12 protein-coding genes are annotated in these 13,709 nt (G+C 57.4%); 10 read left to right on the forward strand and 2 right to left on the reverse strand.

Annotated features, from left to right (window positions below; genetic code table 11):
- Positions 1 to 458: 458 nt before the first annotated feature.
- Positions 459 to 1,487 (reverse strand): nodulation protein NodZ, encoded by a 1,029-nt coding sequence (locus RHIBUN_RS35045; RefSeq protein ID WP_084659605.1) that lies wholly within the window; start codon positions 1,485 to 1,487, stop codon positions 459 to 461.
- 341 nt (positions 1,488 to 1,828) lie between these two features.
- Here RHIBUN_RS35045 and RHIBUN_RS0102070 point away from each other — a divergent pair, with 341 nt between their 5' ends.
- Complete coding sequence (locus RHIBUN_RS0102070) at positions 1,829 to 2,785, forward strand: glycosyltransferase family 2 protein (RefSeq protein ID WP_025658216.1); 957 nt, start codon at positions 1,829 to 1,831, stop codon at positions 2,783 to 2,785.
- Between the two features lie 23 nt (positions 2,786 to 2,808).
- Here RHIBUN_RS0102070 and RHIBUN_RS0102075 read toward each other — a convergent pair whose 3' ends face one another.
- Complete coding sequence (locus tag RHIBUN_RS0102075) at positions 2,809 to 3,795, reverse strand: sterol desaturase family protein (RefSeq protein WP_025658217.1); 987 nt, start codon at positions 3,793 to 3,795, stop codon at positions 2,809 to 2,811.
- Positions 3,796 to 4,025: 230 nt separating this feature from the next.
- Between RHIBUN_RS0102075 and RHIBUN_RS0102080 the strand changes: the two genes are divergently transcribed.
- From RHIBUN_RS0102080 to RHIBUN_RS0102120, 9 genes are all read left to right on the forward strand, one after another.
- Positions 4,026 to 4,928, forward strand: coding sequence for a DMT family transporter (locus RHIBUN_RS0102080; RefSeq protein ID WP_025658218.1), 903 nt, complete (start codon positions 4,026 to 4,028; stop codon positions 4,926 to 4,928).
- 308 nt (positions 4,929 to 5,236) lie between these two features.
- On the forward strand, positions 5,237 to 5,986 hold the full coding sequence (locus RHIBUN_RS0102085) for a GntR family transcriptional regulator (protein WP_025658219.1): 750 nt from the start codon (positions 5,237 to 5,239) through the stop codon (positions 5,984 to 5,986).
- 68 nt (positions 5,987 to 6,054) lie between these two features.
- On the forward strand, positions 6,055 to 7,572 hold the full coding sequence (locus tag RHIBUN_RS0102090) for a putative N-acetylmannosamine-6-phosphate 2-epimerase (RefSeq protein WP_025658220.1): 1,518 nt from the start codon (positions 6,055 to 6,057) through the stop codon (positions 7,570 to 7,572).
- Between the two features lie 45 nt (positions 7,573 to 7,617).
- Positions 7,618 to 8,949: an extracellular solute-binding protein gene (locus tag RHIBUN_RS0102095; protein WP_025658221.1), complete on the forward strand. Its 1,332-nt coding sequence runs from the start codon at positions 7,618 to 7,620 to the stop codon at positions 8,947 to 8,949.
- Positions 8,950 to 9,001: 52 nt separating this feature from the next.
- Positions 9,002 to 9,868 carry a sugar ABC transporter permease gene (locus RHIBUN_RS0102100; RefSeq protein WP_025658222.1) on the forward strand — a complete coding sequence of 289 codons (867 nt, stop codon included), beginning with the start codon at positions 9,002 to 9,004 and terminating at the stop codon, positions 9,866 to 9,868.
- Positions 9,869 to 9,870: 2 nt separating this feature from the next.
- Entirely contained in the window at positions 9,871 to 10,692 is an 822-nt protein-coding gene (locus RHIBUN_RS0102105) for a carbohydrate ABC transporter permease (protein WP_025658223.1), read from the forward strand.
- A gap of 104 nt (positions 10,693 to 10,796) precedes the next feature.
- Positions 10,797 to 11,168, forward strand: coding sequence for a hypothetical protein (locus RHIBUN_RS0102110; RefSeq protein WP_025658224.1), 372 nt, complete (start codon positions 10,797 to 10,799; stop codon positions 11,166 to 11,168).
- Positions 11,169 to 11,513: 345 nt separating this feature from the next.
- Entirely contained in the window at positions 11,514 to 12,953 is a 1,440-nt protein-coding gene (locus RHIBUN_RS0102115) for an exopolysaccharide biosynthesis polyprenyl glycosylphosphotransferase (RefSeq protein WP_025658225.1), read from the forward strand.
- A gap of 315 nt (positions 12,954 to 13,268) precedes the next feature.
- On the forward strand, positions 13,269 to 13,640 hold the full coding sequence (locus tag RHIBUN_RS0102120; protein ID WP_025658226.1) for a hypothetical protein: 372 nt from the start codon (positions 13,269 to 13,271) through the stop codon (positions 13,638 to 13,640).
- The last annotated feature ends 69 nt before the right edge of the window (positions 13,641 to 13,709 follow it).

The raw sequence follows: 13,709 nt of genomic DNA on the forward strand, positions 1-13,709 counted from the left end.
GCTCGGCCGCAAAACCAATCATCTCACGCAATAAATCTGCATCCGCGCTCTTCTCAACGAGGGAGCGCACGTTCATCATGTCATTGGTCATCGGTGGTCTTTCCGTCAGGTTGGTCTTGAACAACCCGACCCTAGCGGAAAACACTGATGGCCGCCCGCAAAGCCGATCACCCGCTACAGCGCAACGAAAAGCGCGCGGGCACTCGGCTTTGCTATCTCCCGCCAGTTACACCATCTGCTGGGACACGATCGTGCCGTCGCGCGTTGCAGATAGCCAGACTAGTCGCTTTTCTTGCAGCTCGGTGGACCCGTTGTACAACGCAGACTATCGAAATTCCTAAACATGGCCGCCGCAGTGAGAGATACGGAAAACCTGATAGCCACCTAATGTTGGTACCGCTACGGGCGCATTTGCTATTTGCGGACCGATTTCCGATCGCGCGGCATGATGCCGGGGCTCAGCTGAAGGACTGAAACCAGCGTTTAAGTAGCACCTTGGGGTTCCTACCGTCTATGTCGACTTGGCGGGTTTCGGGTATCCTGCCAATAAGTGCGGCGGTCACTGAGAAGGTAGACTGACTCGAATGCACCAACCAATCGCATCGGGAGAGGGCCCACATGTCAATCAGGGCATTGCGAGCTTCCCGCAGCGGATCATCGAAACTGTCTGCCGCCACATGCAGAGGACGACCATCAACTGCCAAAGATTTGTCGACTACAAATACCCGGTGGAAAGCTGCCATTACCCTTGCTTGTACTTCGGCATTGTCGGTAGCTAGGAAAATATCAGAGTCTGGAATGCGTTCCCGTATCCGTCGCACCTCGCGCTCGATACGTGGAACGGATACTTTGCGATCTGTAAAGCGAATATGCACCCCGATCACCGGGCAGGCGCGATTGGCAAAGAGCCCTTCAACCGCTTCCAGCACAGGCCCTACTGGGCTGAAATGATGCTTCAGCTTTTCGTGCATAATATCGTTGTGCGGCCGACCTGCGAAACGCAGATCGTGCCTCATCCGTCGGCGAAGACGTGACAGCTTTGGAAGATATGACCAAAACACGCCTACAGACTGCGGCGGATCCAGACCAGCAAGGTCAATAGACAGTTTTCGGTAGATGAATGGATTGCTATGGCTGCGAGGAAACCTTTCTCTCACAATATCAACAGGATGGCTAGATAGCTGGCCAGACCATAGTGCCGGCGCCACGTCACATTCATCGTCAAAACGCCCTGGGTCAATTCCGACTGGATCATTGAAAAGCAGGGGATAAACGTTCACCCCGGCAGGACCATACATGCCATCGCGCCAATCAATTACTGGAACGCGTCCACCCAACTCAGCCAGCACTATGCCAGTAACCGCGGACAGCATGCGATTCCCAAAGCCACCCTTAGCTTTAGTCAAAAGCACTTTGCAGCAAATTGGATCCAACTGAGCGTGACGGCGAGACTTTGGCGGCTCTTTAAGATCGGCGTTTCCGGTCATTGATTGTTACTCGCAAACGATTTTACCTATTAGTGTCGCGACGCATTCACGCCCTTGGGCTCAGGACCAGCTCACCGGGTTCCAAGAGCCTTTGTCATTCCTTACGCGGTCTATACTTGGCTTTCTTTGTATTATACTAACATTATCATCTTTATAATGACAAGTTCGCAATCGCCCATCCGGTGCGTTCACTAGAATTACAGCTATCTCATTTTAATCGTCGAGAGTACATTTTGAATGCATTACCGAAATAGACGTATTCAGGCATTAATAGACGTAAAGCAAGCTTCTGGTTATATTTGTTGTTGTTACAGTTCCCGATGACCGGAGTAAAAAGCAACATGGGCGCCTCGGTATTAAACGGTCACGCCAATAGCCGCCGGACATGGCAAGACGATGCGGCTACACAGAGACCGCTTGCCATAATCACTGTGACCTACAATAGCGCAGGCGTGCTTTCTAATCTTCTCTCCTCTCTGGACGCCGGCTTAAGCGGAATTGCCCGTTTCGAAGTCATCGTTGTTGATAACAATTCGCGCGACGATTCCGTTGCCATAGCCAAAGCGCATCCGATCGGCCCGCGCGTTATCGAAACCGGCAGGAACGGCGGCTACTCCGCCGGTATCAATGCTGGCGCTGCAATCGTACCGCCCGAATGGGATATCCTCATTCTCAATCCGGATCTGCAGCTTGCACATGGGACAGCAGCCATCATGTCAAAGGGGCTGCAAGATCCAAAAGTCGGTGTCGTCGTTTCGCGGATCCTGAATCAGGACGGAAGTCTTTCCCTGTCGTTGCGACGGGAACCATCGATACTAACAGCCTGGAGCGAAGCACTACTTGGAGGCCGTATATCAAGCAGGCTCGGAATCGGAGAAGTTGTCGCGGATTCCAGGAGTTACGAGGTTGCTGGGCCGGTCGATTGGGCAACCGGTGCCATTTTGATGGTTTCTTCGAAAGCAAGACAACTAGTCGGCGACTGGGACGAACGCTTTTTCCTCTACAGCGAGGAGGTCGACTACATGCGCCGCATACGCATGCAAGGATTGACGGTCCTGTATGAGCCGCGCGCCAGAGCAATGCATATTGGTGGAGACACAAAGGGAAATCCATTCCTCTTTGCGGTGCAGACGACCAGTCGACTGCGCGACTTCAATGCGCGCAACGGCTTCGTACGTCGAGCCTTGTTCAGGGTCGGGGTCGCCACGGGAGAGGCCATTCGATCTGTTCGGAGTCAAAGCCATCGGGCAGCGCTTAAAGCCGCATTGAGCCCTGTGCGCCCGATCATTGGCAACTGACAGTCACACGCGAAATGACAAGTCTACTCGAGCTCGGGACTAGCGTGCGGATCGTAACGCGCCTGCCGAGACGCGCCACTCGCAGGATAACCCTTGAGCGATGGTGGTTTCCGCCCCAGGATCTGCCTGAACCCTTTGGAGGAAAAGGGCTGCACGAGTTGCGCCAGGAAACCCTCGGCAACCCGTCCGCTGATGCCGATCTCCACAGGCGGTCTGCGCGCAGGATTGAAATAAGTACGGAATATCTGATCCCACAGTACGAGATTTTCGCCGTAGTTGGTGTTGCCCTCGGCCAACACCCTGGAGTGATGCCATCTATGCAATCGGGGTGTGCTGAAAATCCAGTCGAGCGGACCTGTCCTGACATCGATGTTGCAGTGGGTGAGAAGGCCGATGAAGGCTGTTACGGCACTGGTCCAGAGAAAGACCGGCAAGGGCGCGCCCAAGAGATAGAGTGGGATCTGGCTAAGCGCGATCTTGAAGAGCGAATCGACAACGTGAAAGCGGCCGGTATTGACGACCCAGAGGCGCTCGACGCTGTGATGCAGGGCATGAAACCGCCACAGCGAAAGAAACTCGTGCGCGGCGCGGTGCGCAACGTAGAGGCCGAACTCAGCGATGATCAGTCCGAGCACGACCTGAAAGGCGACAGGCCAGTGATCCGGCCATATTGATGTTGGCGACGTGACCGCCGGCTGTACCACGGTGGCAATCGCCATCGGGGCGGACGCGCCGATCGCCGCGGCAAGCTGCACGCCCCCCTTTGTCAGGAGCGTATGTGCGATGTCGTTGAATGTTTCGCCATCATGCTTCAGCCATTCCTGTTCATAAGGCATCAGCCGCTCGAACCCTGCGATCGCGGCCACGATCGTCAGATAGACGACGTTGAACCACAACAGCGGTGCCTCTGTGTGAAAAGCCCAACCCGCCCCGATCAATCCAGCCGCAAAAAGCGCGGGCCATAATGCCCACGACGCCGCCAAGTAAAGCGCCGACTTGCCTTCATTCATCACACTCACCCTTCTGCCTTGCGTCAGACGGCGCATGATACACCGCAGTTGCGCCCGCGAGGCAAGGCCCGATGCGAGGTTCTTCCCACATCAGGCAGCGCGTCAGTGTATCCAGGAAGGGCCACGACGGCATAGGCCGACGCAGCTTTGCATTATGATTTCTTGCGATTGTCACGAGGCGAGCTTCTTGATAGGCGTCACGCACAAGACGTAACTCCCGCCGCAGGCCAATGCTCCAACGATCCCCTGACCACGCCCCGAGCCCGCTCGTCGGAATTGCGCTCGCATGTTCGGGTTATTCTCTTTTTGCCATCCAGGACGCAGTCGTGAAGTGGCTCGTGGCGGACTACGCCGTTCCGCAGATCCTCTTCATGCGCAGCATCATGATTGTTGTTATCGCCGGCATCATGGTCCGCCGGCTGCGCCATCCGTCAATACTCAAGAGCCCGCACCGGAAATCGCTGCTGTTGCGGGCGGGGCTCATGCTTTCGGCATGGATGGCCTATTATACGGCTGCACGCCATCTCGGTCTCGCCGAGATCACGACAATGTATTTCTCAGCGCCCATCATGGTCGTGGCGCTGTCGATCCTCATTCTCAAGGAAAACGTCGGGCCAATGCGCTGGCTCGCGTGCATCGGCGGGTTCGCCGGCGTGCTGCTTGCCGCCAATCCGGCAGAAGCGCCAAGTCTCGTGCCGGCGGGGATGGTCATCTTCGCGGGCTTCTGCTGGGCGTGGAGCACCGTCCTCGTTCGTCTTGTCAGCCGCACCGAAAGCACGCTGAACCAGATGATGGCAACAAGCTTCCTGTTCGTTGTCGCCTGCGGCGCGATGCTGCCATGGCTGTGGAAGACGCCGGATCTTTTCGGTTGGGCATTGATGATCGGTCTCGGCATTGTCGCTGCAGCCGGCCAGTATCTGCTCTATGAGGGCTTCCGCCATGCCCCGGCATCAACGCTTGCGCCGATGGAATATAGCGGCCTCGTCTGGGCTTTTCTCTACGGTTATCTGATCTGGTCGGAAGTCCCGACCGTCAATGTCGTGGCAGGCGCAGTCCTCATCGTCGCCTCCAGCCTCATGCTTGTATGGTGGGAGCGCCGACAGGTGCTCTCTGCCCGCCGCCTGACGGCATAGATCATAGCCGCGCTGTCATTGTAAGCTTCTGCGCACCTGCCTCGTTCGCCATTCGCGTATCCGGACTGGCAGAGACAAGCTATTTTCGAGCCACTGCGTCAGGACGGTCAATCGCCGGGCGATCCGCCGCAGCAACGGGCGCCGGTCGCAATCACCCTTCTACCCTCAGGCGGGGCTTCCGGAGAACCTTAAGAGGTGCAGCGCCATCATGATTCGAGAGCAATTGCATGACCGGAATAATACCAGTATAGCTCCAGATGGCGATTTCCAAGAATCTTTTTGGCGATCGATCTGTTACGGGGACAAGCATGCCTGATATGAGCTTGATCGAACTTGTAGCCAAGGAACTGAGCCTGACGGCGCCCGATGTACCGCTTTACAAGCGGCTCAAATCGGCCCTTGAAGCTGCCATTCGCTCCAATGCCGTGAAGGCCGGCGCCGTTCTGCCTGGCGAGCGGTTACTTGCCGAGAGCCTGTCACTCTCACGTGTGACGGTTCGCAAAGCCCTGGCATTGCTCGAGGAAGAGGGTCTTCTCAATCGCCGCCACGGCTTCAAGACGGAGGTCGGATCGCGCGTCGAGAAGTCGATGTCGACCTTGACGAGTTTTTCGGAAGATATTCGCGCTCGCGGCATGGTGGCGGGATGTGTGTGGATTTCCAAGCACATAAGCCGACCTTCGCCAACGGAGATGATGGCGCTCGGGCTGTCAGCCAATGCAAATGTGATCCGCATGAAACGCGTCCGCACAGCGGATGGCGCACCTATAGCGGTCGAAACGTCAACCGTGCCGACGCGCTTTCTTCCCTCGCCCGATCTGGTCCGGGATTCACTATACGAAGCGCTTGAGGCGCGTGGCTTCATGCCGCAACGGGCAATCCAGCGCATGCGTTCGAGAGCAGCAACCAGCGAAGACGCGCGCCATCTTCATTGCGAGGTGGGTGCACCACTCCTGATGACCGAAAGACGGTGCTTCCTGCCTGACGAGCAGATCGTGGAATACTGCGAGACACGCTACAAAGGTGACGTCTACGACTTCGTCTTCGAGCTTCAGCGATAAGACCAGATACAAACTGGTTGTAATCTGGTATTTTCCTTTTATCGTGATACCGAAATGGAGTGTCACGAGTGCAACGGGAAGACATCAGGAATAGCCTTATCGTATCCTGCCAGCCGGTTCCCGGCGGGCCGATGGATCGTGCCGATTTCGTCGCTGGCTTTGCGAAAGCGGCACTGAACGCCGGTGCCAAGGCATTGAGGATCGAGTCGGTTGCCTATGTGAAAGCTGTTCGTCCCGTCGTTTCCGCTCCGATTGTCGGCATCGTCAAGAGGGATCTTCCAGACAGTCCGGTCCGCATTACACCTTTCGTCTCCGACGCCGAGGCGCTTGCCGATGCTGGTGCCGACGTCATCGCCTTTGACGCGACGGATCGGCCTCGCCCGGCTTCGGTGGAGGAACTGGTCCGCATCGTCAAGGCGAGGGGCAAGCTGACGATGGCGGACTGCTCCTGTCTCGACGACGCCAGGCGGGCCCTTGCCGCAGGCGTCGATTTCGTTGGCACTACACTCTCAGGATATGTTGGCGGACCGGAACCCGTGGACCCGGACATTGAGCTCATCGCGGCGATGCGACAGCTCACGCCCTATGTCATCGCCGAAGGTCGCATCCGTTCTCCGGAGCAGGCTCTGGCGGCCGCGCAAGCGGGGGCGTTTGCGGTCGTCGTTGGTTCTGCCATTACCCGCACCGAGCATGTGACCTCATGGTTCAATGAGGCGATCGCCAAGGCCTATAATAACGCAAACCGCGAAACCGTCCTCTCCATCGACATTGGCGGCACCAAGACGATGGCAGCACTCGTCAGCGGCAGTACAGTTCTGGAAGAGATCGTCGTTCCGACCGCGCGCGACGCTGGACCGGACGCCTGGCTCTCAAAGGTGGCCGAGAGTACCGCAAATTGGCGGAACCGATACGAACGGATCGGGATTGCAGTGACCGGCTTCATTGAAGGCGGCCGCTGGTCGGCGCTCAATCCGGCAACGCTTTCCATTCCTGATCGCTACCCTCTGGTCGATCGCGTCGCTGCACTGTTTGGCAAGCCCGCTTTTGCCGTCAATGATGCGCAGGCTGCAGCCTGGGGCGAGTACAGGTTCGGGGCGGGATCAGGTGATGATCTGGTCTTTTTGACGATCTCGACCGGTATCGGAGGAGGGATTGTCGTCAACGGCAAGCCGCTGTCGGGGCTTGCCGGCCACTTTGGCCTGATCCGGTCACCATCGCAGGGGCAGGCTCCATTTGAAGATCAGACGTCCGGCAGATGGATTGCGAGCGAGGCCCTGAAGACCGGCCACCCGATCGACGCCGTCGAGGTTTTTGAGCGCGCGCGCAACGGTGAAACGTGGGCAGCCGATATCATGTCCCTTTCGGCCAATCGCGCCGCGACGCTCTGCCGGGATATCCAGCTGATGTTCGATCCCGATGTGATCGTGATCGGCGGCGGCATCGGCCTGGCGGAAGGCTATCTCGACCTGATGCGCAGCCAGCTGTCTGGCATGTCGCCTCGGTTCACTCCGCGTCTGGTGGCTGCAAAGCTCGGCCGCCGCGCCGGTATCATTGGCGCTGCAGATCTTGCTGGTGAGGGCAAGTAGCGGCGAGCGAATGGCATGAAACCCGATAAAAGAAAGGGAACGACGATGAAATCCATAACAAGGTCTCTTCCGGCACTGGCTGCGCTCCTTGCGAGCGTGGCACTGCCGGGTATTGCAAACGCGACTGTAACGGTGCTCGGCTGGCCCGGTGGCTCGGAGGAAACCGCGCTCAGAGCTACGGTCGAAGCCTACAATGCTAAGGCCGGCATCAGCGACGCCGACAAGGTGCAGTTGCTGTTCTTCAACCGCGATGGCTTCTTTGACAAGCTGCAGGCCGACATGGCCGCCGGCTCCGATGCTTTCGACGTCAATCTGGTTGCCACTTATTCGATCGGCCGTTACGCGCCTTACATGGAGCCTGTCGAACTGGGTTCGGACGCCGCAAAGGTGTTTGGTGAATCTGTCCTCAAGACGATGCAGTTCGATGGCAAGCAGTATGGCGTGCCGACAGACCTCTCCCTGCACTTCATGTACTATCGCAAGGATCTCATCGACGCCCTGATGAAGGACGAGGCGGCCAAGAAGACCTACGGGGAAATCGCTGAGAAGTACCTCGGCAAGGAACTCCAGCCGAAGGATCCCGACAGCTGGACCTGGGACGATTGGGCAGCAACCGCGCTCTATTTCAGCAAGCAGGCGAATTCGGCAAGTCCCGTGCGCTACGGCACTGTCCTGCAGATGAAGAACCTGCTTTTCAACATGATGGTCTTCCAATCCCTGCCACGCTCCTACGGCGGCAACTGGATGGACAAGGACGGCAAGATCACGGTCGATTCCGATGCGTACAAAACCGGCCTCGAGCTCTACAAGAAGCTCTATGATGCAGGCGCTTCCCCGAAGGATTCGCTGAGCTACGAGTACGCCGAGACCAATGCCGCCTATGGCTCGGGCCAGGCTGCAACTGCGCTGCAATGGAATGCAGCAGCGGCCGATCTGACCAACGCTGAAAAGTCGCCGGCCGTTGCCGGAGTGACCGGCATCGTCGCGCCGCCCGCTGGCCCCGACGGCCGCGCGGATCACATCCACGGCCTCGGGCTTGGCCTTAACAAGAATGCCAAGAACAAGGAAGGTGCGACCAAGTTCCTGAAATGGCTGGCAAGCGAGGATGCCGCACTTCTCTATGCCAAAAGCGGTGGTTCTCCGGCCCTTTCGCCCGACGTCGTCGCCAAGGTCGCCAGCGAGCGTCCTGATCTCGTCAAACTCGGCGAGTTCGCGAGCAAGTATGGCTATGTGATGAACGGCGCCACCTCCGCCAATGCCTTGTCGGTCTATGAACTTCAGGCAAAGGAATTCACGGGCTACTGGGCGGGCCAACAGGGCCTCGACGACGCGCTTGCCCATGTGAAGACGGGCATGCAGGATCTCCTGAAGAAGTAGGACGAGCCCGGCGTCAGGTTTCACCTGGCGCCGGCACACCCGGCGGACCATAATGGCTATTGTAAAACGTGCCGAAGGCAGAGCTTATCTCGCACCGCTTGTGGCGTTCCTGCTTCTCTTTTTGGGCTTTCCTGCGCTCGTCAACCTCATCTACTCGGTCTCTACCGTCAGCTTCGAGAACCTGCGCAGTCCAAGCCTCAGCGGGCTTAGCAACTACGCATCTGTGCTGGTAGACCGAGAGTTCTGGCAGGCTGTATTTTTCTCGATGCGCTTCGGCATCCTGACCGCGCTTGCCGAATGCCTGATCGGCCTGTTCCTTGCGATCTTCCTTGCGCCACTGCTTGCGAAGCGATCGTTTCTGATGGCGCCGTTGATGCTGCCATTGATGGTGGCTCCCGCCATGATCGGCCTGATGTATCGGCTTGTGCTGCATGAGTTTGCCGGGCCGGTGCCCTATTATCTTTTCCTGTGGTTCGGTGACAGCCCGGCCTTCCTCGACATCAATAATGCCTTTCGCACGCTGATCGTCGTCGAAACGCTGCAGTGGACGCCGTTTGCCTTTCTGCTCTTTCATATGGCCTACGTTGCGATACCGCTCGATGTGCGGGAAGCGGCCGCGCTCGACGGCGCCCCCTGGTTCAAGATCCTGTGGTGGATCGAACTGCCGCTGATGCTTCCCACACTCGTCATCGCCTTCTTCATCCGCTTCATCGATGGCTTTCGCGTATTCGACAACGTTTATGCGCTGACCGGCAGTGGCGCCGGGGGGTCAACGACATCGCTTTCGATCTACATCTACCAGGCGTTTTTCAAGGAGGGCGCCATCGGCAAGGCGGTTGCGGCATCCGTCATGCTGTTCGTCGCCTCGCTTGCGGTGCTCTATGCTCTCAACTGGCTTGCCGGTCGCAGGAGGACATAGCGATGCTGAACACTGCTCGTTGGCTCGTCTTTGCAATTGCTACGCTCGCAATGAACTTTCCGGTCATCGTTACACTCGTCACCTCGTTGAAGAGCGCGAGTGAACTGTCAATCAATCCCGGTCTCTGGATAAGCCAGCCGACACTTGAGAACTACCTTCGGGTTCTGACACACACGGATCGGTTCAATATCTACTCGTATCTTTTCAACAGTACGATTGCCTCGCTCATCGGAACGAGCCTTGCGATCCTTCTGGCCTTCCCGGCGGCCTATGCCATTGCTCGAAGCGAGGCGGGCAAACGCACCCTGTTGCCTGTCATCATCAACCTGCGGGCCGTGCCACTGATCATTTTCGCGATCCCGCTTTATATGATGTATCAATGGCTTGGCCTCCTGGATACGCGGCTTGGGCTGGGCCTGATCTTGACGATTGTCAATACGCCACTTGCGCTCGTCATCATGGTCAATGCCATTTCCGACGTGCCACTGGAACTTGACGAAGCAGCGAAGGTGGATGGTGCCAGCTCCTGGCAAGTGATGCTGATGATCATCCGGCCCGTCGTCAGGCCGGCATTGGTGACCACCTTCATCTTCGGCTTCATCACCGCCTGGAACGAGTTCCTGTTTGGCCTCATGCTGACGACCAGCCAGGCCGTTCCGATGACCGTCGGCGCCTCCTTCTTCTTTGCCGCCAGCGGGGGTGGGGTGCAGTGGGGAACCGCATCGGCCGTCATGATGCTCGGCGCGCTGCCGCCTGCGGTGCTCGGTCTCGTGATGTACAGGCAGATTTCCGGCTCAATGACCGCCGGCGCCGTGAAAGGGTAGGGACACCTGCAAGCCCCCAGGATCTCTTCCGAAACCCGGATGAATCTTGTCGCTCAGCGATTGCTAATATAGCTTTGCAGGGTTGACAACGAAGGAGCCGGACCATGCTGAGACTATCTCTTGTCGCCTCCGCCCTGCTGTCATTATCCGTGCCCAGCGCTTTCGGCGACAGCCCCTGGTATCGGATGATCCCGGTACCAAACGCGCCAGGCTGCAAGGTTCTTGCCGACCCAGGCGGCCGGCCCATTTTGCAGCGCTACGAAAAAGGCGGCACGCGCATGTATGGCATCGGTGGCAAGGCATGCCCGGAAAAATTCCCAGGAATAGACTCCGCCAAGATTTCGATCGCACGGTCAATTACGACGGACGGGAATTTTGCGCGTATCACAACAAGGACACGCAAGCTGGTGGTCACCCGCGCGGGCACCGGTAGCAACTATCAGTTCGCTGTCAACAAGCTGGACGTGCCGAGATAGGCGGGGCCGGCGGGTTGCCCGGCACCAACGACTTGGCTTCCGCTCGGCAAACATGGCGCAGGTCGGCGACGAATTAGGCGCACCTAAAGCCAATCTCACATAACCACAGGCGAAAGTGAGCCGATTGAAAACAACAGATCTGGATTGACCGACTGGCACAAATACAAATTAATAGAAACCCATTCGAAAAATACAATCTGCGCTGCGTATTACGACACTATACTTTCCGTGTTTCGATATATATTCAGGAATTGTCTTAACGTTACGCAATAAGGCGTATCTGAGGATAATTGTTGGACACGTTTAACCCATGCTAACTATACGGCAGGGTTGAGGGTGTGCTTCATGACCATTCCAGTCGAACAGAACTGGGGCCCGCATCTTTCCGTCAAGAGCGACCGGAAATGGTTCGGCTTCCACAGCATAGCGATTACCTGCATCGCAGCGGCGTTCGATTTTGTCGTCCTCCTTGCGGCAAGCGCCGCAGGGCATTTGTTCTATGAGCAGATGACCTACGGCACCCTGGCTGACCCGTTGCGCTACATCGGGATCGGTTTGCTTGTGGCAACGGTTTTCGTACTGGCAATGTTCAGCGTCCACGCCTATCGATCGAGCGAGATGTTCTCCTTCCGCCGCCAGTTGTTACTGATCGTCGCGTTTCTCCCGGCCGCACTATTCTTCCTTCTCGCGGTCATCCTGTTCCTCAAGATCGACATGGCGATATCGCTGGGTTCAATCGTCACAAGTGCGGCCCTCTCTTTGGGCGGACTGGTGGCTTTGCGCTTGCTCTGGTATCGCCACCTTAGCATGGCGATCGCGCGTGCCGCGTTCCGCACCCGCCGGGTCCTGCTTGTTTGCCCAGGCACGATGTCGACGGAACCGGTCGTTGAACGTGCCGCCCTCAGCGGTCTCTCCGTAGAGCACACGATGCGAATTTCCGAAGGTGATCATTCGCTGGCTTCCACGAGCGACGCTTATGTGAAGAGCGGCATAGGCGAAGTCGACGAGGTCTTGGTTGCCTGGAGCGACTACGGCAATTTGCGGGCACTCGAGGAGTGTCTGAACACCCTGCGCCAGTTCTGTGTGCCGGTAAACGTCATGTTCGGCGGAGTGGTCGGTGATGTCGTCGAGGGCTTCGCGCAGACTGTCGGAGAACGGCGCGTATTTCAGACCCACCGCCCACCGCTCGAGCTTTACGAACGCGGGCTGAAGAGAGCGTTCGATATCGCCTTCTCGATCGCGGCGCTGGTGGTCATGTTCCCGATCTGCGCTGCGGTTGCCGTCGCCATCAAGCTCGACAGTCCGGGACCGATTTTCTTCGTGCAGTCTCGAAAAGGATACAACGGCCGGACTTTTCGTATCCTCAAGTTTCGTAGCATGTCTGTCATGGAAAATGCCGCTGACGTGCGCCAGGCGACACGCAATGATCCTCGCGTCACCCGAGTTGGCGGCTTCATTCGATCGACGAGTCTGGATGAACTCCCTCAATTCTGGAACGTACTTCGAGGTGACATGTCGGTGGTTGGCCCGCGTCCGCATGCGTTAGCGCACGATGACCTTTACGGATCGCTTATTGCCCAATACGCGTCCCGCCGTCACGTCAAGCCGGGCCTGACAGGCTGGGCCCAGATCAACGGGTGCCGAGGCGAAACTCCGACCGTGGATCGCATGGCTGACCGCGTTCGTCACGACATCTGGTACATCAATAACTGGTCACTGTGGCTCGATTTGAAAATAGTCTTCATGACGATGGGCACTGTGATTGGCCGCCACAACGCCTACTAGCTCGTCAGCCTTTGCAAGTGTTTGCAAGGTGCGAACGCGATACGTCCGTTCCGCCCACGGCTTTCCCGCACTCTCCGATTCGGAGCAATTCCTCTACAGATGACGGACGTCTACTGGCCTGAGAACGAGCGTGCAGTCATCTGAATGACACCTCGCTGAATATTTGCTGGCGATGGATGTTGATGACTGCCTTTCACGAAAGGACGGTGCTCTTCAAGAGATGCCGAGGGTTTTGCAGATGCACGGTATTCTTGAGGCTTTCACTTTCTTCGCATAGTTGTAGTTTGCACTTTCTTGCAAACCGGCGATGACAGGATGTCCGACGTGTCCGACCAAATTGCCAGCAGGCTGACCTTCGTCGTCGTTGCCCAAGCAATTGCATGGCTACTGCTTGTCTTCATCCTCTTCGTGACGATCGCTCCCATAAGGCTGCGTCCGCGGACGATCACTCACGTCAATCTTGACAGAAGCCTTGCTTTCGCGGCGATGGCCTTCTTCTTTGTGCTTGGCTATTCGCAGTCTCCGGTGCTGATTACGATCAGTTGCATTGTTGGCGCCGGCCTTTCGGAATTACTTCAACTGCTGTCGCCGTCACGACACGCGCGACTGCCAGACGCCATGGCGAAATCCGTCGGAGCCGCCGCCGGCGCTTTGGCAGCGATAGTAACGCTGTCGACCGCTGCCTGAGCAAGAATTGACGCTACGGCTGCGGGTTGCAATCGCGCTTTCCGGAAACGTTTTTGTATGGCAGATAGG

The organism is Rhizobium sp. IBUN (genome assembly GCF_000510625.1).
Taxonomy (GTDB): domain Bacteria; phylum Pseudomonadota; class Alphaproteobacteria; order Rhizobiales; family Rhizobiaceae; genus Rhizobium; species Rhizobium altiplani.

What these genes read in the sequence shown, in the direction of transcription:
- RHIBUN_RS35045 (WP_084659605.1), bottom strand. Translation starts at nt 1,487, where the DNA reads ATGACCGGAAACGCCGATCTTAAAGAGCCGCCAAAGTCTCGCCGTCAC.
- RHIBUN_RS0102070 (WP_025658216.1), top strand. Translation starts at nt 1,829, where the DNA reads ATGGGCGCCTCGGTATTAAACGGTCACGCCAATAGCCGCCGGACATGG.
- RHIBUN_RS0102075 (WP_025658217.1), bottom strand. Translation starts at nt 3,795, where the DNA reads ATGAATGAAGGCAAGTCGGCGCTTTACTTGGCGGCGTCGTGGGCATTA.
- RHIBUN_RS0102080 (WP_025658218.1), top strand. Translation starts at nt 4,026, where the DNA reads ATGCTCCAACGATCCCCTGACCACGCCCCGAGCCCGCTCGTCGGAATT.
- RHIBUN_RS0102085 (WP_025658219.1), top strand. Translation starts at nt 5,237, where the DNA reads ATGCCTGATATGAGCTTGATCGAACTTGTAGCCAAGGAACTGAGCCTG.
- RHIBUN_RS0102095 (WP_025658221.1), top strand. Translation starts at nt 7,618, where the DNA reads ATGAAATCCATAACAAGGTCTCTTCCGGCACTGGCTGCGCTCCTTGCG.
- RHIBUN_RS0102100 (WP_025658222.1), top strand. Translation starts at nt 9,002, where the DNA reads ATGGCTATTGTAAAACGTGCCGAAGGCAGAGCTTATCTCGCACCGCTT.
- RHIBUN_RS0102105 (WP_025658223.1), top strand. Translation starts at nt 9,871, where the DNA reads ATGCTGAACACTGCTCGTTGGCTCGTCTTTGCAATTGCTACGCTCGCA.
- RHIBUN_RS0102110 (WP_025658224.1), top strand. Translation starts at nt 10,797, where the DNA reads ATGCTGAGACTATCTCTTGTCGCCTCCGCCCTGCTGTCATTATCCGTG.
- RHIBUN_RS0102115 (WP_025658225.1), top strand. Translation starts at nt 11,514, where the DNA reads ATGACCATTCCAGTCGAACAGAACTGGGGCCCGCATCTTTCCGTCAAG.
- RHIBUN_RS0102120 (WP_025658226.1), top strand. Translation starts at nt 13,269, where the DNA reads ATGTCCGACGTGTCCGACCAAATTGCCAGCAGGCTGACCTTCGTCGTC.